The sequence below is a fragment of the Ectopseudomonas chengduensis genome (assembly GCF_900102635.1).
Classification (GTDB): Bacteria; Pseudomonadota; Gammaproteobacteria; order Pseudomonadales; family Pseudomonadaceae; genus Aquipseudomonas; species Aquipseudomonas chengduensis.
Window position 1 is genome coordinate 73,863 of sequence record NZ_FMZQ01000012.1, and the last position, 19,902, is coordinate 93,764.

24 protein-coding genes and 1 riboswitch are annotated in these 19,902 nt (G+C 62.6%); of the genes, 12 read left to right on the forward strand and 12 right to left on the reverse strand.

What is annotated here, in order from left to right; translation table 11 throughout:
- Positions 1–37: 37 nt before the first annotated feature.
- The 3 genes from BLS08_RS18170 to BLS08_RS18180 form a co-directional block, all read right to left on the reverse strand.
- Entirely contained in the window at positions 38–331 is a 294-nt protein-coding gene (locus BLS08_RS18170) for a co-chaperone GroES (protein ID WP_017675400.1), read from the reverse strand.
- A gap of 323 nt (positions 332–654) precedes the next feature.
- Positions 655–1,104 (reverse strand): FxsA family protein, encoded by a 450-nt coding sequence (locus tag BLS08_RS18175; protein WP_004424556.1) that lies wholly within the window; start codon positions 1,102–1,104, stop codon positions 655–657.
- A 67-nt stretch (positions 1,105–1,171) separates the two neighbouring features.
- The gene (locus BLS08_RS18180) at positions 1,172–1,906 is read right to left on the reverse strand and encodes a HugZ family pyridoxamine 5'-phosphate oxidase (RefSeq protein WP_045736327.1); all 735 of its coding nucleotides are present in this window, start codon (positions 1,904–1,906) and stop codon (positions 1,172–1,174) included.
- Between the two features lie 267 nt (positions 1,907–2,173).
- Here BLS08_RS18180 and BLS08_RS18185 point away from each other — a divergent pair, with 267 nt between their 5' ends.
- Entirely contained in the window at positions 2,174–2,932 is a 759-nt protein-coding gene (locus BLS08_RS18185; protein WP_004424551.1) for an SDR family oxidoreductase, read from the forward strand.
- 164 nt (positions 2,933–3,096) lie between these two features.
- Here the strand turns inward: BLS08_RS18185 and BLS08_RS18190 are convergent, their stop codons facing one another.
- On the reverse strand, positions 3,097–4,065 hold the full coding sequence (locus tag BLS08_RS18190) for a polyprenyl synthetase family protein (protein WP_090337098.1): 969 nt from the start codon (positions 4,063–4,065) through the stop codon (positions 3,097–3,099).
- A 246-nt stretch (positions 4,066–4,311) separates the two neighbouring features.
- On the opposite strand from BLS08_RS18190, the gene rplU reads away from it, so the two are divergent.
- The 5 genes from rplU to BLS08_RS18215 all read left to right on the forward strand — a co-directional run bounded on the left by rplU (position 4,312) and on the right by BLS08_RS18215 (position 7,975).
- Positions 4,312–4,623 (forward strand): 50S ribosomal protein L21, encoded by a 312-nt coding sequence (gene rplU / locus BLS08_RS18195; RefSeq protein WP_004424548.1) that lies wholly within the window; start codon positions 4,312–4,314, stop codon positions 4,621–4,623.
- 36 nt (positions 4,624–4,659) lie between these two features.
- Positions 4,660–4,917, forward strand: coding sequence for a 50S ribosomal protein L27 (rpmA, locus tag BLS08_RS18200; protein ID WP_004424545.1), 258 nt, complete (start codon positions 4,660–4,662; stop codon positions 4,915–4,917).
- A gap of 166 nt (positions 4,918–5,083) precedes the next feature.
- Positions 5,084–6,304, forward strand: coding sequence for an Obg family GTPase CgtA (gene cgtA / locus BLS08_RS18205; RefSeq protein WP_017675396.1), 1,221 nt, complete (start codon positions 5,084–5,086; stop codon positions 6,302–6,304).
- An 81-nt stretch (positions 6,305–6,385) separates the two neighbouring features.
- Positions 6,386–7,504 carry a glutamate 5-kinase gene (proB, locus tag BLS08_RS18210; protein WP_045736328.1) on the forward strand — a complete coding sequence of 373 codons (1,119 nt, stop codon included), beginning with the start codon at positions 6,386–6,388 and terminating at the stop codon, positions 7,502–7,504.
- Between the two features lie 9 nt (positions 7,505–7,513).
- A complete protein-coding gene (locus BLS08_RS18215) occupies positions 7,514–7,975 on the forward strand; it encodes a CreA family protein (RefSeq protein WP_017675395.1) in 462 nt (153 codons plus the stop codon).
- A gap of 56 nt (positions 7,976–8,031) precedes the next feature.
- On the opposite strand, the gene mqo is transcribed toward BLS08_RS18215, so the two are convergent.
- Both mqo and BLS08_RS18225 read right to left on the reverse strand, forming a co-directional pair.
- Positions 8,032–9,531, reverse strand: coding sequence for a malate dehydrogenase (quinone) (gene mqo / locus BLS08_RS18220; protein WP_021489382.1), 1,500 nt, complete (start codon positions 9,529–9,531; stop codon positions 8,032–8,034).
- 464 nt (positions 9,532–9,995) lie between these two features.
- Positions 9,996–10,226 carry a hypothetical protein gene (locus BLS08_RS18225; RefSeq protein WP_021489380.1) on the reverse strand — a complete coding sequence of 77 codons (231 nt, stop codon included), beginning with the start codon at positions 10,224–10,226 and terminating at the stop codon, positions 9,996–9,998.
- A gap of 166 nt (positions 10,227–10,392) precedes the next feature.
- Between BLS08_RS18225 and BLS08_RS18230 the strand changes: the two genes are divergently transcribed.
- Positions 10,393–10,977 carry a YajG family lipoprotein gene (locus BLS08_RS18230; protein ID WP_031306642.1) on the forward strand — a complete coding sequence of 195 codons (585 nt, stop codon included), beginning with the start codon at positions 10,393–10,395 and terminating at the stop codon, positions 10,975–10,977.
- A 61-nt stretch (positions 10,978–11,038) separates the two neighbouring features.
- Here BLS08_RS18230 and BLS08_RS18235 read toward each other — a convergent pair whose 3' ends face one another.
- Positions 11,039–11,245 (reverse strand): hypothetical protein, encoded by a 207-nt coding sequence (locus tag BLS08_RS18235; protein WP_004424534.1) that lies wholly within the window; start codon positions 11,243–11,245, stop codon positions 11,039–11,041.
- A gap of 274 nt (positions 11,246–11,519) precedes the next feature.
- On the opposite strand from BLS08_RS18235, the gene BLS08_RS18240 reads away from it, so the two are divergent.
- Complete coding sequence (locus BLS08_RS18240; RefSeq protein WP_021489378.1) at positions 11,520–11,795, forward strand: hypothetical protein; 276 nt, start codon at positions 11,520–11,522, stop codon at positions 11,793–11,795.
- Between the two features lie 64 nt (positions 11,796–11,859).
- On the opposite strand, the gene BLS08_RS18245 is transcribed toward BLS08_RS18240, so the two are convergent.
- Complete coding sequence (locus BLS08_RS18245) at positions 11,860–13,023, reverse strand: 1-acyl-sn-glycerol-3-phosphate acyltransferase (protein WP_055986976.1); 1,164 nt, start codon at positions 13,021–13,023, stop codon at positions 11,860–11,862.
- A 99-nt stretch (positions 13,024–13,122) separates the two neighbouring features.
- On the opposite strand from BLS08_RS18245, the gene BLS08_RS18250 reads away from it, so the two are divergent.
- Genes BLS08_RS18250 through BLS08_RS18260 form a run of 3 tightly spaced genes read left to right on the forward strand, consistent with a single transcriptional unit; the run spans position 13,123 to position 14,210 of the window.
- A complete protein-coding gene (locus tag BLS08_RS18250; protein ID WP_021489376.1) occupies positions 13,123–13,305 on the forward strand; it encodes a CPXCG motif-containing cysteine-rich protein in 183 nt (60 codons plus the stop codon).
- Positions 13,305–13,565, forward strand: a complete 261-nt coding sequence (locus BLS08_RS18255) for a putative signal transducing protein (RefSeq protein WP_090337100.1) — start codon at positions 13,305–13,307, stop codon at positions 13,563–13,565. Before BLS08_RS18250 ends, BLS08_RS18255 begins: the two co-directional genes overlap by 1 nt.
- 27 nt (positions 13,566–13,592) lie before the next feature.
- The gene (locus tag BLS08_RS18260; RefSeq protein WP_090337102.1) at positions 13,593–14,210 is read left to right on the forward strand and encodes an SOS response-associated peptidase; all 618 of its coding nucleotides are present in this window, start codon (positions 13,593–13,595) and stop codon (positions 14,208–14,210) included.
- A 66-nt stretch (positions 14,211–14,276) separates the two neighbouring features.
- On the opposite strand, the gene BLS08_RS18265 is transcribed toward BLS08_RS18260, so the two are convergent.
- Positions 14,277–16,427: a methyl-accepting chemotaxis protein gene (locus BLS08_RS18265; protein ID WP_090337104.1), complete on the reverse strand. Its 2,151-nt coding sequence runs from the start codon at positions 16,425–16,427 to the stop codon at positions 14,277–14,279.
- Positions 16,428–16,621: 194 nt separating this feature from the next.
- Between BLS08_RS18265 and BLS08_RS18270 the strand changes: the two genes are divergently transcribed.
- Complete coding sequence (locus BLS08_RS18270; RefSeq protein WP_017675385.1) at positions 16,622–17,443, forward strand: M48 family metallopeptidase; 822 nt, start codon at positions 16,622–16,624, stop codon at positions 17,441–17,443.
- 53 nt (positions 17,444–17,496) lie between these two features.
- Here BLS08_RS18270 and BLS08_RS18275 read toward each other — a convergent pair whose 3' ends face one another.
- The 3 genes from BLS08_RS18275 to BLS08_RS18285 form a co-directional block, all read right to left on the reverse strand.
- Positions 17,497–17,940, reverse strand: a complete 444-nt coding sequence (locus BLS08_RS18275) for a ketosteroid isomerase-related protein (protein WP_055986985.1) — start codon at positions 17,938–17,940, stop codon at positions 17,497–17,499.
- A 111-nt stretch (positions 17,941–18,051) separates the two neighbouring features.
- Positions 18,052–18,633: a TMEM165/GDT1 family protein gene (locus BLS08_RS18280; protein ID WP_088339292.1), complete on the reverse strand. Its 582-nt coding sequence runs from the start codon at positions 18,631–18,633 to the stop codon at positions 18,052–18,054.
- Positions 18,634–18,727: 94 nt separating this feature from the next.
- Positions 18,728–18,848, reverse strand: a riboswitch (yybP-ykoY riboswitch).
- Positions 18,849–18,885: 37 nt separating this feature from the next.
- Positions 18,886–19,881 carry a class I SAM-dependent methyltransferase gene (locus tag BLS08_RS18285; RefSeq protein WP_055986987.1) on the reverse strand — a complete coding sequence of 332 codons (996 nt, stop codon included), beginning with the start codon at positions 19,879–19,881 and terminating at the stop codon, positions 18,886–18,888.
- Positions 19,882–19,902 lie beyond the last annotated feature (21 nt).

The following is a 19,902-nucleotide window of genomic DNA, read 5'->3' on the forward strand; positions in this document are numbered from 1 at the left end:
CTCAAATTCTTGAAGGTTAAACGGAGATTCGTGGGAATCAGGCTTCGACGACAGCGAGGATTTCGTTCTCGCCCATTACCAGCAGGTCTTCGCCGTCGACTTTGACGGTGTTGCTGCCGGAGTACGGGCCGAATACCACCTTGTCACCGACCTTGACGGCCAGCGGACGGACTTCGCCGTTATCCAGAACCTTACCGGTACCGACGGCAACGACTTCACCCTGGTTCGGCTTCTCGGCGGCCGAACCCGGCAGCACGATGCCGCCTGCGGTTTTGGTCTCTTCTTCGCTGCGACGGATCACGACGCGGTCATGCAGAGGACGAAGCTTCATTGTCGATCTCTCCTAACAATTGAATGGCCAACTTGCCGACTCTTGAATGGTCGGCGGGTTTGTAAAATCCGGCGAGGCCGGGCGCGGCACGCTGGGCGCACCGCGAAAGTCGGACTGCCTCAGCGGGCAGGCACCTTGCGGTGACTGCTACATGTGGGCGAGCAAGGGTATTTCAAGGGGCGGGGATGAAATTTTTTGCGTTTCAGAGGGGGCAGCACTCGCGGTAAGCACCGCAGCCTGACGACTTTGCGTAGGAGCCGGCTTGTCGGCGATCAGCCAGAGAGAGATCGCCGGCAAGCCGGCTCCTACAGGTGCTGTAGGGATCAGTCTCGGCGCTCGTACTCGCCTTCGAGCACGTTGGGGTTGGTCTTGCCGGTGCGGGCGGCCTGGTCATCGAAGAAGGCGCGCTGACGCAGGGCCTGCTCCTCGGCGCGGCGGCGGATCTTGCCCACCAGCAGGCGGCGGGTGAAGGGAAGCAGGCAGAGCACGCCGAAGATGTCGCTGATGAAACCCGGCAGCAGCAGCAGGCCACCGCCGACGGCGATCAGCAGGCCTTCGAGCATTTCCTGCTCGGGCAGCTCACCACGCGAGAGTTTTTCGCGGGCGCGCCAGGCAGTGGCCACCCCGGCGACGCGCAGCAGCACGCTGCCGAGAACCGCGGTACCGATCACCAGCATCAGCGTGGGCAGCACGCCTATGGCGCTGCCGACCTTGATCAGCAGGGCCAGCTCGATGATGGGAAAGAGCAGAAAGAGGAACAGAAACACGCGCATGAGTCGAAGTGTCCTTGGCGGAAGACGGGCTTCCCGTAGAAGTTAAATATGGCGTTTCGCGCTTAATTCAAGCTGAAGACTCGCCATTGGTCGGCCAGCTCTCGGCTCTGGCCAGTTGCACCAGCGCCTGGCGCACGGCGCCGGGATTGCTGCAGGGTGCGGGAAAGGGCAGCCAGTACAGGCTCTGGCCGATGCGCAGATGAAAACCTTCACTGTCGACACCGGCCATCTGCGCGGGTTCGTGTTGCGGCAGGCCGGCCAGTTCGACGTAATGGGCGATGGCGCTGGCGTGGTCGTCGTTCATGTGCTCGACCATGCTCGCTTCGCTGCCGTCCGCCGCGAAAGGATTGGCCAGGGCCACCTGGTCGAGCCAGTGAATGGCGCCGAAGCCGCCGATGAAGCGCCAGCGCACCGGCTCCAGCCGCCAAAAATCGAAATCATGCGCCCGATGGTAGTCGCGCGATTGGGGGAAAAAGCGGTAATAACGCTGTGCGGCCGCTTCGATTTCGTCCTCGTCACGCAACTGTCGTGCTTCGGCGAGCAAAGTGAGGCGGCCGACCGCCTGCACATCCTCTGCGCCACGTTCGCCGACCAATAGCGAACATTTGGCGTCCTGCCCGAGATTATGGGTGTGCTGGGCGATGCGGCTGATCAGGATCAGTGGGCGACCCTCGGCGTCCAGGCAGTAGGGCACCACCGATCCGAAAGGGAAACCCGGCATGGCCTTGGAGTGGGTGCTGAGCACGCCACGGTATTCCTTGAGCAGCAATTCTCGTGCATGCTTGCCGGCTTTAACGCTCACCTATATGGCTCCTCGCAAAGAATCCGTAGGAACCTGTTCACGGTCAGCTGCGCGTCGGCGCTACTGCGTTAAAAACAGGCTCGGAATGCTCATTTACAACTCGTAAAGTCGTGCGCGACTCCGAGCGTTCCTCGCCTGTTTTTGCCTTGTATCGCTCTAGCTCGCAAGACCGCGAACAGATTCCCAATAAACGGACAGACGCCCTAGCATAGCGGTTAGCGGGCATCAGCGGGGTCGGTAAATGCTGCACCTTGAGGGGATAAAGCGATGCAACTGAAAGACAAAGTCATCATCATCACTGGCGGTTGCCAGGGACTGGGCCGCGCCATGGGTGAGTACCTGGCGGCCAAGGGCGCCAAGCTGGCACTGGTCGACCTGAACCAGGAAAAACTCGACGAAGCCGTGGCTGCCTGCAAGGCCGCCGGTGGCGATGCCCGCAGCTACCTGTGCAACGTCGCCGATGAAGAGCAGGTGACCCATATGGTCGCCCAGGTGGCCGATGACTTCGGCGCCATCAACGGTCTGGTCAACAACGCCGGCATCCTGCGCGATGGCCTGACCATCCGCGTGAAAGATGGCGAAATGACCAAGATGAGCCTGGCGCAGTGGCAGGCGGTGATCGATGTCAACCTGACCGGCGTGTTCCTCTGCACCCGTGAAGTGGCGGCGAAGATGATTGAGCTGGGCAACCAGGGCGCCATCGTCAACATTTCCTCGATCTCCCGTGCCGGCAACATGGGCCAGGCCAACTACTCCGCAGCCAAGGCGGGCGTGGCTGCCGACACCGTGGTCTGGGCCAAGGAACTGGCGCGTTACGGCATCCGCGTCGCGGGTGTGGCGCCGGGCTTCATCGAAACCGAAATGACCGGCAGCATGAAGCCGGAAGCGCTGGAGAAGATGACTTCGGGCATTCCGCTCAAGCGCATGGGCAAGCCGGCCGAGATCGCCCATTCGGTGGCCTACATTCTGGAAAACGACTACTACACGGGTCGCATTCTGGAGCTGGACGGCGGCCTGCGTCTGTAATCCGCCAGGCCTGAACGCAAAACGCCCCGACTGGTTCGGGGCGTTTTTGTTTGTGGCGGTGCCGTGTATCGCGAACCCGTAGCCCGGATGTAATCCGGGAATGGTCATATCCCGTAAACCCGCCCCGGATTGCATCCGGGCTACCTGTCTCGATTTCGTCGGGCTTAGTGCGTGCGCGCCACGGCGAAACGGCTCAGCTCGATCAGTGCATCGCGATATTCGCCGGCCGGCAGCACTTCCAGGCAGGCAATGGCGCGTTCGGCGTAGTCGCGGGCGAGTTGTGCGGTGTACTCCAGAGCGCCAGCGGCATCCACGGCGGCGCGGATGCTTTCCAGGTCTTCGATACCGCCTTTCTGAATCGCGCGGCGTACCAAGGCGGCCTGTTCCTCGGTGCCTTCACGCATGGTGTAGATCAGTGGCAGGGTCGGTTTGCCTTCGGCCAGGTCGTCGCCGACGTTCTTGCCCAGCTCGACCGCATCGCCCTTGTAGTCGAGCAGATCGTCGACCAGCTGGAAGGCGATACCCAGGTGGTCGCCGAAGGTACGCAGGGCTTCGCGCTGCGCCTCGTTGGCGCCGGCCAGGGCGGCGGCACTGTGGGTCGAGGCCTCGAACAGCATCGCGGTCTTGCCGCGAATGACTTCCATATAGGTCTCTTCCGTGGTGCTGGCGTCGCGCACCTTGGACAGCTGCAGCACTTCGCCTTCGGCGATCACGCGGGTAGCGTGGGAGAGAATCTTCATCACCGGCATGGAGCCGAGCTCGACCATCATTTCGAACGAGCGTGAATAAAGGAAGTCGCCCACCAGCACGCTCGGTGCGTTGCCCCACTGGGCGTTGGCGGTGCTACGCCCGCGGCGCATGTCGGACATGTCGACCACATCGTCATGCAGCAGGGTGGCGGTGTGCAGAAACTCGATGGTGGCGGCCAGCAGGCGTAGGTCGTCGGCCTGGTAGCCCAGCGCGCGACCGCTGAGCAGCACCAGCAACGGGCGCAGACGTTTGCCACCAGCGGAGATGATATAGTCGCCGATCTTTTCCACCAGCGGCACGCGGGAAACCACCTGTTGGCGAATGATGCCATCGACGGCGGTGAAATCGTCCGCTACCACGCGGTAGAAAGCCTGGGGTTGCATCGGCGACTGGTGCTCCTTTGAGGTTGCGCGGCATGCTAGGTGGCGGGGTAGGGGCTGTCAAGGCAAGCACTGACGCCCCTTGCGAAGCGTTCGGCGCTTGCGTACAATCGCGCACCCTGAACTTCCCCCTGGGCATTTCCCTGCCTTACGCAATTGCAAGGGTGTCACTTCCGGCCCCAAGCAGCCATGCCAGCCAATAACGACTTTTCTAAAGCGCTGGGTGAGCAGGATCAACGGAGATTTACCATGTACGCAGTAATTGTTACTGGTGGCAAGCAATACAAAGTCACCGAAGGCGAATTCCTCAAGATCGAGAAGCTCGAAGTCGCTACCGGCGAAGCCGTGACTTTCGATCGCGTTCTGCTGATCGGCAATGGCGACGACGTTCAGATCGGCGCTCCGGTCGTAGACGGCGCTAAAGTGGTTGCCGAAGTCGTGTCGCAAGGCCGTCACGATAAAGTGCGTATCATCAAGTTCCGCCGTCGTAAGCACCACATGAAGCGTCAGGGCCACCGTCAGTGGTTCACTGAGATCAAAATCACCGGTATCCAGGCCTGATTCGTCGGCCCCGATCCTTTATAGGAGTATTGACTCATGGCACACAAAAAAGCTGGCGGTTCTACCCGTAACGGCCGCGATTCCGAAAGTAAACGCCTTGGCGTGAAAATGTATGGTGGTCAGGTCATCAAGGCCGGCAACATCATCGTTCGTCAGCGCGGCACCGAGTTCCATGCCGGTTTCGGCGTGGGCATGGGCAAAGACCACACCCTCTTCGCTAAAGTCGAAGGCGTGGTCAAGTTCGAAGTGAAGGGCGCTTTCGGCCGTCGCTACGTGAGCGTCGTTCAGGCCTAATCGCCTACGCGCTGGAAAAGCCCTGTCCGTAGGACGGGGCTTTTTTGTTTCTGTATCCTTGGGTTCTTGCCCGATCACCCGTAACGCCACGCTGTTTGCGTGGGGTCATCCGGCAAGGGCCTTTACGTTGTTCTGTTGACCCGCAGCGCTTGCGGGAGGCGTATCCATGAAATTTGTCGACGAAGTTTCGATTTTTGTAAAAGCCGGTGACGGCGGTAACGGCATGATGGCCTTCCGTCGCGAGAAATTCATCGAGAAGGGCGGCCCCAACGGCGGCGACGGTGGCGACGGCGGCTCGGTATTCCTCGAGGCCGACGCCAACCTCAACACCCTGATCGATTACCGCTATACGCGTAAATTCAACGCGCAGAATGGCGAGAAGGGCGGCAGCACCGATTGCACCGGCGCCAAGGGCGAGGACCTGATCCTGCCGGTACCGGTCGGCACCACGGTGATCGACGTGGCCACCCAGGAAGTGATTGGTGACCTGGTCAAGCCCGGTCAGCGCCTGATGGTCGCTCAGGGCGGCTGGCACGGCCTGGGCAACACCCGCTTCAAGTCCAGTACCAACCGTGCGCCGCGCCAGACCACGCCGGGCAAGCCGGGCGAGTCGCGTGATCTCAAGCTCGAGCTGAAAGTGCTGGCCGACGTCGGTCTGCTCGGTCTGCCCAATGCCGGCAAGAGCACCTTCATTCGCGCCGTTTCCGCGGCCAAGCCGAAGGTCGCCGATTACCCCTTCACCACCCTGGTGCCAAACCTGGGCGTGGTCAGCGTCGATCGCTTCAAGAGCTTCGTCGTTGCCGACATCCCGGGGCTGATCGAAGGCGCTTCGGACGGTGCCGGCCTGGGTATTCGCTTCCTCAAGCACTTGGCGCGTACCCGCCTGCTGCTGCACCTGGTGGACATGGCGCCGCTGGACGAGAGCGATCCGGCCGAGGCTGCGCAGGTGATCATCGACGAGCTGGGCCGTTTCAGCCCGGCGTTGGCCGAGCGCGATCGCTGGCTGGTGCTGAACAAGATGGACCAGGTGCCCGAGGACGAGCGTGAGGCGCGCAAGGCCGATATCGTTGCCCGTCTGAACTGGCAGGGCCCCGTTTACGTGGTCTCGGCCATCAGCCGCGACGGCACCGAGCGCATCAGCCGCGACATCATGCATTACCTGGAAGTGCGTGCCGAGCGCATCGCCGAGGACCCGGTATTCGCCGAGGAGCTGGCCGAGCTGGATCAGCGCATCGAAGACGAGGCGCGTGCCCGTCTGCAGGCGCTGGACGATCAGCGTGCGTTGCGTAAATCCGGTGTGCGCAGTGTCGACGATATCGACGAGGACGATGACTTCCTCGACGAAGAAGACGACGATGGCCCGGAAATCATTTACGTCCGGGATTAAGCAAATTTCCAACGCCGCTTAATTGCGGCGTTTTTGTAGGTGGGGTGGACCCCATCACTTTCTGGCTAAGGTTGGAAGATCATGCGTGACAAGGTGACCGGCGCGCGGCGCTGGGTGGTGAAGATCGGCAGCGCGCTGCTGACTGCCGACGGGCGTGGCCTGGATCGTGCGGCCATGGCGGTGTGGGTCAAGCAGATGGTCGCGCTGCGTGAGCAGGGCGTGGAACTGGTGCTGGTATCTTCCGGCGCGGTGGCAGCCGGCATGAGCCGCCTGGGCTGGACCAGCCGACCTAGCGCGATGCACGAGCTGCAGGCCGCTGCCGCCATTGGCCAGATGGCCCTGGTGCAGGCCTGGGAGTCGAGCTTTGCCGAGCACAGCCGGCGTACCGCACAGGTGCTGCTGACGCACGACGATCTCTCCGACCGCAAGCGCTATCTCAACGCGCGCAGCACCCTGCGCACCTTGGTGAATCTCGACGTGATCCCGGTGATCAACGAGAACGACACCGTGGTCACCGATGAAATCCGCTTCGGCGACAACGACACCCTGGCCGCGCTGGTGGCCAACCTGGTGGAAGCCGATCTGCTGGTGATCCTCACCGACCGCGACGGCATGTACAACGCCGACCCGCGCCACAACCCCGATGCCGAGCTGATCTTCGAAGCCCGCGCCGATGATCCGGCACTGGATGCCGTGGCAGGTGGCGTCGGTGGTGCGCTGGGCCGTGGCGGCATGCAGACGAAGTTGCGTGCTTCGCGTCTGGCTGCGCGCTCCGGCGCGCATACGGTGATCGTTGGCGGTGCCATCGAGCAGGTATTGGCGCGGCTCAAGGCGGGCGAGCGTCTGGGCACGTTGCTGGCGCCCGAGCGCGGCTTGCTGGCGGCGCGCAAGCAGTGGCTGGCTGGCCACCTGCAGACCCGTGGCACCCTGGTGCTGGACGCCGGTGCGGTGAAGGCGCTGAGCCAGGATCGCAAGAGTCTGCTGCCGGTGGGGGTGAAGGCGGTGCAGGGTAGCTTCCGCCGTGGTGAGATGGTGGTCTGCGTATCGCCTGACGGCCGTGAGATCGCCCGTGGCCTGGTCAACTACAGCGCGCTGGAAGCACAGAAGATCATCGGCCAGCCGTCGGACGCCATCGAGAAGCTGCTGGGCTATGTTGATGAGCCGGAGCTGGTGCACCGCGACAATCTGATCCTCGTCTAAGGAGCATGTATGCGTCTGTTCAAGGGATATGTGCTGAGCCTGCTGATGCTGCCCAGCTTGGCGCTGGCCGAAACCATCGGCGAGGTGTCGACGGTATTCAAATGGGTTGGGCCGAACGACAAGATCGTCGTCGAGGCCTTCGATGACCCCAAGGTATCGGGCGTGACCTGCTACCTGTCGCGTGCCAAGACCGGCGGGGTGAAGGGTGGTCTGGGCCTGGCCGAGGATCGGGCCGAGGCTTCCATTGCCTGCCGCCAGGTCGGTCCCATTGCATTCAAGGGCACGCTCAAGGACGGCGAGGAGGTGTTCAAGGAGCGCACTTCGCTGGTGTTCAAGACCATGCAGGTGGTGCGTTTCTTCGACAGCAAGCGCAACACCCTGGTGTATCTGGTCTACAGCGACCGGGTGATCGAGGGTAGCCCGCAGAATGCGGTGACGGCCATTCCGATCCTGCCTTGGGGTCAGCCGTAACCCGATCAACACCTATAAAAAAACCGCCCCGAAGGGCGGTTTTTTGTGCGTGACGATCAGGCGCTGGGGATGTCGAGCTGCAGGCGCTGATTCGATTGCGTCTGCACTTCGTGGTAGCGCGCGGCGTCGCTGGACAGAACATCGGCCATGGCCGGGAAGATCTCGTCCAGCTTGCTGCGCCAGTCGTCGCTCTTGGCCTGCTCGGGGAAGCAACGGCGAATCAGGTCGAGCATGATCGACACGGTGACCGAGGCACCCGGCGAGGCGCCGAGCAATGCGGCGATGGTACCGTCGGCTGCAGCCACCAGTTCGGTGCCGAACTGCAGCACGCCGCCGTTCTTGCTGTCCTTCTTGATGATCTGCACGCGCTGGCCAGCGACTTCCAGGCGCCAGTCCTCTGCCTTGGCTTCGGGGTAGAAGCCGCGCAGGGTGTTCAGGCGCTGCTCCTCGGACTGCATCACTTCCTTGATCAGGTAGCGGGTCAGGTCCATGTTGTCGCGCGCCACCGCCAGCATCGGGCCGAGGTTGTTGGGGCGTACCGACAGCGGCAGGTCGAGGAACGAGCCGTGCTTGAGGAACTTGGTGGTGAAGCCGGCGTAGGGGCCGAACAGCAGGGATTTTTTGCCATCCACCACGCGGGTATCGAGGTGCGGTACCGACATCGGTGGCGAGCCCACGGCAGCCTGGCTGTAGACCTTGGCCTGGTGCTGCTTGACGATCTCAGGGTTGTCGCAACGCAGCCACTGACCACTCACCGGGAAGCCGCCAAAGCCTTTGCCTTCGGGGATGCCGGACAGTTGCAGAAGCGGCAGTGCGCCGCCGCCAGCGCCGAGGAAGACGAACTTGCTCTTGAGCTTGCGCGTGGCGCCGGAGCGGGTGTCCTTGATGTCCACCAGCCAGCCTTCACCGTCGCGCTTGAGGTCGGTGACCTTCTGGTTGCAGGTGACCTTGGCGTCGGGCTGGGTGGTCAGGTAGGCGAGCATCTGCTCGGTGACCGCACCGAAGTTGACGTCGGTGCCGGCCTGCACACGGGTCATCGCCAGCGGTTCGCTGGCATCGCGGCCCGGGATCAGCAGTGGCGCCCACTCGGCGATGGTGCCACGGTCCTCGGTGTACTCCATCTCGGTGAAGGCGTGATGCTGACGCAGGGCCTCGAAACGCTTTTTGAGGAAGGCGATGCCGCTTTCGCCGCGCACGAAGCTCATGTGCGGGACCGGATTGATGAAGGTCTTCGGCGAGTTGATCGCGCCTTTTTCGATCAGGTAGGCCCAGAACTGCTTGGACTCCTCGAACTGGGCGTTGATGTTCACCGACTTCTTGATGTCGATGCTGCCGTCCGCGCCTTCCGGGGTGTAGTTCAGCTCGCACAGCGCGGCGTGACCGGTGCCGGCGTTGTTCCAGGGGTTGGAGCTTTCCACTGCGCCGGACTCGCGCAGCTCTACCACTTCCAGCGTGATGCCGGGGTTGAGTTCCTTGAGCAGTACGCCCAGGGTCGCGCTCATGATGCCAGCGCCAACCAGCACCACATCTACGCTTTGGTAATCGTTATGCGCCATTAACCTCTCTCCAAGAAAAACTGCACCAGACGGACGGCCGTTCGGCCTTTCAGGGCGATACCGGCAGACTCAGGCGTGATGCCCTGTCGTTCGGCGGGGAGGGTCAAGGCTGGGATTTGCGGACGCAAAACTGTTCATCTGTTCGCCACACTCTTGTGAAGTTTGTAAAAACCGTTTTTTTCACGCTCTTTTGGAGCGGTGAACCTCAAAAGCTCGACTGCCTCGGCGCGCTTTTGCCCGTGCAAATCATGCAATGCATGGCTGCTATCGGCTCTGCATATGGGCTGAAAGCGGCTGACCGGAAGCGGCAGCTCGAAGTGGGCGACTCTCTGGGGCGGGGCGATGACGTTGCATCGGCGAGGTCGTGCGGCCCGATCAGGAGACGTCCTTATAATCGGGGCGCGATTATAACGGTGAATGAGGGGAAATTGATCGCCCCTGCGTGACTTTTATTCTTCCACCGGTCAGGCCGCCAACGGGCGAGCGGCTGGTGCGTGTGTGACGACCGGGGTGATCCGGGCACTGGCGGGCAAGGGGGAACCCAGCCAGGAGATGCTCGGCTCGCGAACTTCCACCCAGTCAGCCTGGCTCGGGTGTTCCTGCATCTGTCGCAGGGCGCGGCAAATTCCCTCTCCATCGATCAGGGCAAAATGGCGCATCGGGCGAGCACGGCTGAACAGACGGCGCAATAGCATGGTGAAGGCTCCAGCGTGATGACGGGTATCTTTATGCCAGGGCGTGGTGACAGGCTGATGACAGGAACCGCAACGCTGTGCTGACGGTCCTATGCTGCACCACTGTCGGCCTCAGGCCGCGCTGGGTATACTGCCGGCCACTTTTACCTCACTCGGAGAGATGAGCATGCTGCACCGTGCGTTGATCGCCTTGCTTGCTGCCGCCAGCCTGACTCTGGCCGGTTGCGCCCTCAGCCCTCAGCAACTCACCCCGCAACCCAAGCTCACCAGCTCATTGACTCCCGTGGGTCAGGGCCAGCCGGTGGTGGTGCGCGTGGTTGATGGCCGTCCTTCGCCTGTGCTTGGCACCCGCGGTGGTCTGTATCCGGAAACCAGTTCCATCAGCGTCAGCCCCGAGTATGTGCTGCCCAAGCTGCAGGCTGAGGCCGAGGCTGCTGTGCGTCTGCTCGGCTTCACCCCGTCGGCCAACGCCTACAACGCGCCGCAACTGACCATCACCCTGGCGGAACTGAAGTATCAGTCGCCTAAAGAGGGTATGTATGTCACCGAGGCAGATATCTCCGCTTCCATTCGCGCTGACGTGCAGGGCGGTAGCCGCCGCTACACCGGCCGCTACGGCGCTTCGCTGAATCAGCGTTTCGGCAGCGCACCGAACCAGCAGACCAACACCAAGCTGGTGGGTGATGTGCTCAGCGACGCGCTGACCCGTGCGTTCAAGGACCCGACCATTGGCCAGGTTCTACTGCAGTAATTTCTAGCGTCACCACGAAAAACGCCCCGCATTGCGGGGCGTTTTCATTTGTCCTGGGTTTTCATGCCGCTTCGGCGTAGAACTCCGGCAGGCTCATGCCGGTGCGGTTGTCGATGTCCGGCAGGTCGTAATGCTCGTGGCCGCCAAGGGCGCAGTACACCAGCCAATGCTGGTCCTGTACATTGAAGGAGAGTTCGTCGACCACGGCGTCCACTTCATCCAGCGAGTCGATCAGGTAATCGCGATCCAGCGGTTGTGAATTAAGCATGGCAGGTCCTCCAGGGACGTTGAGGTTTGGCTCCAGCAACAGTCGTGACTGTTTGGTCACTATTGGAGATACAAACCCTAGGCCAGGCATATGACAGTTTTCAGACGATTTCGGGATAGCAGGCTGCGTTCGTCGGAAACGAACCTTATAAAAGCGCTAGTTCAGTACACTGCGCGACGACTTTTTGAGGGTCGAGACGCACCGTTTCTCGGCCGAAATCCCCATTCTGGTGCGGTGGCGGGGTTGCTGCACCATGCTGTTCTCGAGGTGTTGCATGTCGCTGCAGATGTTGTGGTCGCTGTTCCTCGCCCATCCGGCCGGAGCGGTGAATTCGTTGGCGTTGTTCTTCGCGTTAGCGGGAGCCTGGCTGTGTCTGATGACCCGCTTGCGTGAGCAGCGCGGTATGGCGCGCGTGCTGGCTCAGGGTGAGCTGGACGAAAGCGAAGCACAGGATGAGCGCACTGTGCGCATCAACCGCTTCTTCTACCGTTTCGGGGCCATATGCCTGGGCGCAGCCCTGCTGCTGTCCTGGCTCAGCACGCGGCTTTGATGCCTGAGCGATAAACGAGAACGGCAGCCTGATGGCTGCCGTTTTCGTTTGTAGCGCGGGCTTCTTACAGAGGCAGACCCGCCTTGATCCGGTACTGATTGCGCACCGGATTGGCGTACTGCAGGATCAGGAACGGCTTTTCTTCGGCGCTGCAGGCGGCCAGGCGTTTGTTCCACTGCGCTTCGGCCTTGGCCAGTTCCGCGGCATCGAATACGTCGCTTGCTGCTGGCACGTTCAGCTCGGCCTCGCGGCCTTCCCACATGGCGTAGGCCAGGTAGTGCACGGGGAACAGGCGATACTGGCCGAGAATGTGACGATCCATCTCCTGGGCAAGCTGCTTGGTGTCCTCCAGGCCGGCGACAGGCGGACTGAAGTGCAGATGCACGCGCCCTTTGTAACCGGTGATGCCCAGGGCGATGCTGGCGTCGTCTTCGCCCGGCGCCTTGGTATAGCTGCCCGTGGCGGCGCGCACGCAGAGTTCGCGGGCCTTGGCCAGGTCGCAGGGATCGTACTCGTAGCTGATCGACACCGGGATCAGGTTCAGCGAGTCGATGACCTCGGCGAACGGTTCGTCCTTGCGGCTCATGTGGAACATCTTGAGGATGGCCGAGTCGGTACGGTCGTCACCGTCCTTGGCGCGGCCCTCGGCCTGGGCGATCCAGATCGACTCGCCATCTTCGCGAATCGAATGGTTGATATAGGCGGAGAGCAGTTGATAGGCCGCCAGCTTCTCGCGTCGCCCGCTGATCGAGCGGTGCACGATGAAGCTCTTGTTCAGGCGCATCAGGTCGCTGACGAAGGGGCGCTGCAGTAGGTTGTCGCCAATGGCGATACGTGGCGTCTGCAGGCCGGCGTGGTAGACGGCGTAGTTGACGAAGGCCGGGTCCATGACGATATCGCGATGGTTGGCCAGGTACAGGTAGGGTTTGCCCGGTTGCAGGTGTTCCAGGCCGGAGTAGCTGATGCCATCACTGGCATGCTCGATGGTGCGATCGATATAGGGCTCGATCTTTTCCTGCAGCTTGGAGACCGAATCGATGCTGGCGAACTCGCTGCGCAGCCGCGCGGCGATCAGCGGCTTGAGCAGCCAGCCGAGTGGCCCGGCCAGGCGCGGGAAGCGAAAACGGGTGAGGGTGCCGAGAAACGCCGGGTCGGCGAGCAGGCGCGCCAGTACGGGGCGCACTTCTGCATCGGCATAGGGTCGGATGGCATCGAATGCGCCCATCATGCTCTCTTGTTCTAGAACGGCTAAGGTTGAAAGGGGGTCTGCTTAAACAGGGTGAGCAGTAGACCGGCGATTATAACGCCAAGTCACAAGGAGGCCGCGATGCTGGAAAGCGAGACGTATTATTGCCCCTATTGCGGTGAGCCGGCCGAAGCGCTGCTGGATCTGTCGGGTGGTGATCAGTCCTACATCGAAGATTGTCCGGTGTGCTGCCGGCCGATCGAGTTCGAGCTGCGTACGGACGGCACCGAGTGGGAGTTGGACGTTCGCGGGGAGAACGACTGATGCAACGAATCTACGAGCCGGAAAACCTGCTGGAAGGGCAGATGCTGGTGGACATGCTGGCCAGTGAGGGCGTCGAGGCGCACCTGCTCGGTCAGCATCTGGTCGGTGCGGTGGGGGAGTTGCCGGCATGCGGCCTGCTCGGTTTGGTCGTCGCTGATGACTACGCCGAGCAGGCACGGATGCTGATCGCTGAGTACAATGCGGCGCAACCTGTGCCTGGCGATGAGCCAGAGTCCTTTCAGGGCGTGTTGCTCTGTTGACGCGCCCCCTGCCTGTCGAGTCGTTTCATGTGTGGACGTTATGCCCTGTTCCGCTGGTCGCCCGCTTTTGCGGCGTTGCCCGGCTTTCCCGCTGACCAGAAGCCGCACTGGAACCTGGCGCCCAACGGTCAGGTGCTGATGTTGCGTGCTGGCGAGCAAGGGCCGCAGGCGGCTGCGGCACGTTGGGGGCTGACGCCGGCCTGGCTCAAGGATCTGTCCAAGACCCCGGCTCATGCCCGCGCCGAAACCCTGGCCGAGCAGCCGATGTTCCGTGAGCCCTTTCGCCAGCGTCGTGCGCTGCTGCCGGCCAATGGCTTTTATGAGTGGCGCGGGGGCGCGCGCAAGCGGCCTTACTGGATGAGCAACGGTGAGCCGCTGATGTATTTCGCGGCGTTGTGGGAGCTTTATCCGGTGGGCGGGCAGGAGTACCTGAGCGTGGCGCTGATCACTCAGGAGGCTGCCACGCTGCGGCGGCCCTTGATTCTCGGTGAGCACGAACAGGCGTTGTGGTTGAGCAACGACACGCCGTCCGAGCAACTGGCAGCGCTACTGCTTAAGCCGCAGATGGCGCTGCGTGAGCGCGCGCTGGCAACGCTGGTCAACGATCCGCAGCTGGATGCGCCGGAGTGCCTCACTCCGGCTTGAGCCTGCGCAGGGTGTCGAGGGGCTGCCCCGGCTGAACACGCGGTGCACCCTACCTGATGAAGTCCCTTACACCTTGAACTGGTTGATCAGTCTGCGTTGCTGTTCGGCCAGCTTGGTCAGTTGGGCGCTGGCCTGGCTGGCTTCGTCGGCACCGCTGGCCACCTCGTTGGCGACCTGGCCGATATTGGTGACGTTGCGGTTGATGTCTTCGGCTACCGCACTCTGTTGCTCGGCTGCGCTGGCGATCTGCGTGTTCATGTCATTGATCACCGACACCGCCTGGGTGATGGACTCCAGCGATTGAGCGGCCTGGTTGGCGTGCTCCACGCTGTCGTCGGTCTTGCTCTGGCTCTGCTCCATCACCTTGACCACTTCGCGGGTGCCCTGCTGCAACTGCTGGATCATGTTCTGGATTTCTTCGGTGGCTTGCTGGGTCTTCTGTGCCAGGTTGCGTACCTCGTCGGCGACCACGGCAAAACCTCGACCTTGTTCGCCAGCGCGGGCTGCCTCGATGGCGGCATTGAGGGCGAGCAGGTTGGTCTGCTCGGCAATGCCGCGTATGGCGACGAGGATGGCGTTGATGTTCTCGCTGTCCTTGGCCAGGTTCTGCACCACGCCCACGGCGCGGCCGATTTCGCTGGCCAGGGCGGCGATGGCGGTGGAGGTTTCCTGCACCACCTGCTTGCCCTGATTGGCCGCGCGGTCGGCGTGGTTGGCCGCCTCGGCAGCATGAGTGGCGTTGCGCGCGACGTCCTGCGCGGTGGCCGTCATCTCGTGTACCGCCGTGGCCACCAGTTCGATCTCGGCCAGTTGCTTCTGCACGCCCTGGTTGGTGCGGATGGCGATGTCGGCAGTGTGCTCGGAGGAGTCGCTGACCTGCTGCACCGAGGTCACCACGGAGGCGATCATCGTCTGCAGTTTGGCCAGGAAGGCATTGAAGCCTTGAGCGATCTGTCCCAGCTCGTCCGTACGGTCGACCTGTAGGCGCACGGTCAGGTCGCCGTCGCCCTTGGCAATGTCATCGAGCATGCCGACCATCTGCCGCAGTGGGCGGGCGATGCCGTAGCCGACGAACCAGATCACCAGCAGACCCAGGCCGGCGATCAGCAAGCCCACCAGTGTCATGCCCAGGGTGTCGCCGTCGCGTTGGGTGACGAGCTCAGCCTGCAGTTGGCGCAGGTCTGCCATCACGGTATCCAGCGGCAGTACCAGCATCAGCACCCAGCGAGCGTCGGTCTGGCCGATGGTGAAGCTGAGAAATAGCTCGATATGGCTGTCGGCGGGATCGTCCTCGACATGCACGTCGTACTTCGGCATGCCGGGCTGCAGGCTGCTCAGGTTGGCCAGTTCGTTGGCGTCGAGCAGCTCGGTAGCGGGCTCGCCGAGCTTTTCCGGTGCCTGGGTCGAAGCGACGATACGGCCATTGCTGGCGATCAGGGCGATCTCGCCAGCGCCGCCATAGAGCTGGGCGTCGGCCTTGACCAACAGTTCCTGGATGAAATTGACCGCCAGATCAGCCCCGGCGATACCAAGAAACTCGCCGTTGACCAGAATTGGCGAGGTGAAGGAGGCGAGCATGGTCATCTTGCCGCCGACGTCGTAGGGGGCTGGATCAATCACGCAGGGGCGTTTGCGTTCCTTGGGGCACAGGTAGTACTCGCCCGCGCGCACGCCGGTCGGCAGCAACTCCTCGCTCTCGGTCGAGCCGATGGCGTCGACGCCGAGGCTGCCATCGGCATTGCGGTACCACCAGGTCAGGAAGCGGCCGGTGCCGTCGTAACCATTCTCCTTGCTGCCGGCGTAGATATCGTCGCTGGCGTCGAAGGCATTTGGCTCCCAGCCCAGGTAGCTGCCGAGCAACTTGGGATTCTGCGCCGTGGTTTCACGCACCAGGTTGGCCAGTTCTTCGCGGCTGATGCTGAGCAGTGGGCTGCCGCCGGCATCGGTCATGCCGAGCATGGCGTTGACGCGCGCCAGGTCGGCGGTGATCTGCAGGGGCGCTTCCAGTTCTCGCTGGATTTCGCTGACCTGGGCCTGCGCCAGCGAGGAAAGACGCTGCTCGATGACCTGCTCGAGCAGGACCTGGGTGCGTTGCTGCACCAGGTTCTGGGTTCGTTCGCTGGCGAACAGGGCGTAGAGCACCAATGCCACGACCACTGCCAGCACACTGGCCCCGGCGAGGAATGCGACGGAAAACTGGATCGACTTGAACTTCATGGGAGCTCCCGAGCGCAGTGTGTCCTGTTACGGGCTATCGGCCGTGACAGGGGAAAACCTTAATAGGCTGATGCGGAGCATCTGGCTGCTGTTGCATTTAGCAAAGATGGCGCACGGCTATCGCGCAAGTGACGCGGTTGCTCGTGCCACGGGGGCGGCCTAGCATAGGGCGTCCGATTCAAGGAGAAGGCTCGATGAGCAAGGTTCTATATCTGAGTGGCCTGGCTGCTGCCGTGCTGCTGGCAGGGTGTCAGGCCGTCAATACCACCAGTGGTGGTGCGGTTGGCGTGGAGCGCAAGCAGTACATGTTCAGCATGCTGTCAGCCGACGAAGTCAATCAGATGTACGCGCAGTCCTATCAGCAGACGCTGAGCGAGGCGTCGAGCAAGGGCGTGCTGGACAAGACCAGCAACAACGCCAAACGCCTGCAGGCCGTCGCCGATCGCCTGATTCCGCAGGCGCCGCGCTTTCGTCCGGATGCTGCCAACTGGCAGTGGGAGGTCAATCTGATCAAGAGCCCAGAGCTCAATGCCAACTGCGGGCCAGGCGGCAAGATCATCTTCTACAGCGGCATCATCGAGCAGTTGAAGCTGACTGACGATGAAATCGCCGCGATCATGGGCCACGAAATGGCGCATGCCCTGCGTGAGCACAGCCGTGAAGCGATGTCCAAGGCCTACGGTATTCAGGTGGCCAAACAGGGCGCCAGTGCCCTGCTCGGACTGGGCGAGAGTGGGATGGCCATGGCGGATACGGTGGTGCAGTACAGCCTGACCTTGCCCAACAGCCGCAGTAACGAGAACGAGGCCGACCTGATTGGCCTGGAGCTGGCCGCCCGCGCGGGCTACAACCCGAATGCGGCCATCAGCCTGTGGCAGAAGATGGAGGCCGCCGGTGGTGGTGCACCGCCCGAGTTCATGAGTACCCACCCGTCGTCCAGCAGCCGTATCGCCTCACTGCAGGCGGCGATCCCCAAGGTGATGCCGCTGTACGAGCAGGCCAAGGCCGGGCGTTAATTTGGGGCCAGGAAACGGCGCGGCGTGATGGTTCACGGCGCGCCGTTTGCGTTTCAGGGCAGGGCGGTTTCGGCAAGTGGACGGGTTTGCAGACCCAACTGAGCGCGGAAGCTTTCCATGTCGAACATGGTGCAGATTTCCTGGATTTCGTTGCCGGGGGTGAGCGTCCAGAACGCCATGGCCGAGATGCTCAGCACCTTGTCGCTGGGCGGGTAGCCCAGTGCGGGTTTCTGGATGGTGCCGATCAGGGTGCTCCAGGTCACCACCTTGTAGCCTTCGGCGATGCACTCCTCGACCACCACTTGCAGGTCCGGCATTGCAAGGCGGATGTCCTGCACCATCTGCACGAAGCCGGCGCTGCCAAGCGGCCTGCCAATGAACGAGCTCTTGTAGAGGAAATCGCGGCTGTGCAGTTGTTCAGCCAGCGCCAGGCGCCCCTTGTTCCAGGTCAGGTCGATGTGCTGGCACACCACCTTCTTGCGATCATCCAATGACATGCTGTCCTCCCGGCTGCAGGCCGTCTCCATGTGACGTGGCAGGCACTTTAGCAGCAGGGAGGAGGGGGCTGGGATTGGCCGAAATGCCGGCTCGTTGACGTCAGTGATTCGTCAGATCAGGCCGCTCAGCTTCAGCGCCTGGTAGCCGGCATAGATTGCCAGCGCGGCGAAGGCGCAGGCGGCCAGGCGGCGGATCAGGGTCAGCGGCAGGCGTTCGGCTGCGAAATTGCCCGCCAGGACCACCGGTACGTTGGCGATCAACATACCCAGTGTGGTGCCGACCACCACCAGAATGAAGTGCGGGTACTGCGCGGCCAGCATCACGGTCGCAACCTGGGTCTTGTCGCCCATCTCGGCGAGGAAGAAGGCGATCAGCGTGGTGAGGAAGGGACCGTATTTCTTCAGGCCGGATGCTTCGTCGTCGTCGAGTTTGTCCGGTACCAGGGTCCAGGCCGCCACGGCGACGAAACTGGCAGCGAGAATCCAGCTGAGAGTGGCGGGGGAGAAGAAACCGGCGACCCAGTTACCGACGGCGCCAGCGGCGAAGTGGTTGGCCAGGGTGGCGACGACTATGCCCCAGATGATCGGCCAGGGTTTGCGAAAACGGGCGGCCAGCAGCAGGGCGAGCAACTGGGTCTTGTCACCGATTTCGGCGAGGGCAACGATCAGGGTGGGGACGAACAGCGATTCCAGCATCAGGTTTCCTACAGGGGGCGGGTCGACACGGCTTATGACACGAACGACCTTCCCGCCCCGGGTATAGGTTGTGCGTGTCATAGGTCTTGTCAAACCGCAGGCCTCTCTATGTAGGCCTTGGGTCGTATACGCCATGCTCTGCGGAGCAAGTGTGTTGACGTATACCGGGCGAGCAGGGCGCTCGCGGGAGACTACTCCCCTAGGACGGGCGCAATTGTGCCCAAGCGCCGCGTTGGGAGCAACCCCAATTCAGCGTCGGGCGCTGTAGATGCGGAATCCATCGGCGTCTGCCAGGGTGCGGCAGGGGCCGAGATGACGCTCGATCAGGGGGGGATACTTGAGGAAGCTGTTGGCCACCAGACGCAGCTCGCCACCTTTTATCAAGTGGCGAGCCGCCTGGCTCAGCAGGTTCTCGCTGGCCTGGTAGTCGGTATGCACGCCCTGATGGAACGGCGGGTTGCTGACGATGGCGCTGAGTCCCTCGGGTGCCGATTCGATGCCGGTGCCGGCGATCAGGTTGGCTGGCAGGCCATTGCGCGCGAGGGTCAGGCGGCTGCTTTCCAGGGCGAAGGCGTCGACATCCAGCAGGCTCAGCTCGCTATCTGGGTAACGCTTTTTGAGCACGGCGCCGAGCACGCCGGCGCCGCAACCGAAATCGAGCAGGTGGCCGCTGGGCAGGTCATCCAGATGCTCCAGCAGCAATGCGCTGCCGCGATCCAGGCGGCCATGGGCGAATACGCCGGGCAGGGTAACGATCTCCAGTGCGCCGTCGGCCAACTGCAATGGGTAGCTCTGTGCCAGGGCATGCAGATCGGGTACTGCTGGTGCTTGATCCACCTCGACGCACCAGAGTTGGCAATGTCGCGCGCTGTCGAGCTTGCGCGGCTTGCCATAGGCGGCCAGCTGTTTCGCCGCGCGCTCGATGCCGCCACGTTTTTCTCCGACCAGGTACAGCGGCTTGCCTGCCAGGCGCGAGGCCAGCGCTTGCAGCAGGTAATCGGTCAGCTCGCGTGACTTGGGCAGGAACAGCACAGCGGCGCGGTAGTCGCCTTCCGGCAGGCGTGTGTCGAAGTGGCTGCGACCGGCAAAGCGTGCGGTGAGCAGTGCCTGATCGCCCGCATGCCAGTTCCAGCCATGTGCCTGCGGCAGGGCGCCAAGCAGGTCGTCAGCCGGCAGGCCGGCCAGTAACAGCTCGCCACTGAACAGCTCGGCCTGGCGCAGGAGAACTTCGCTTCGCGGGTCCATGGTGCTTCCTGAAATCTGTGA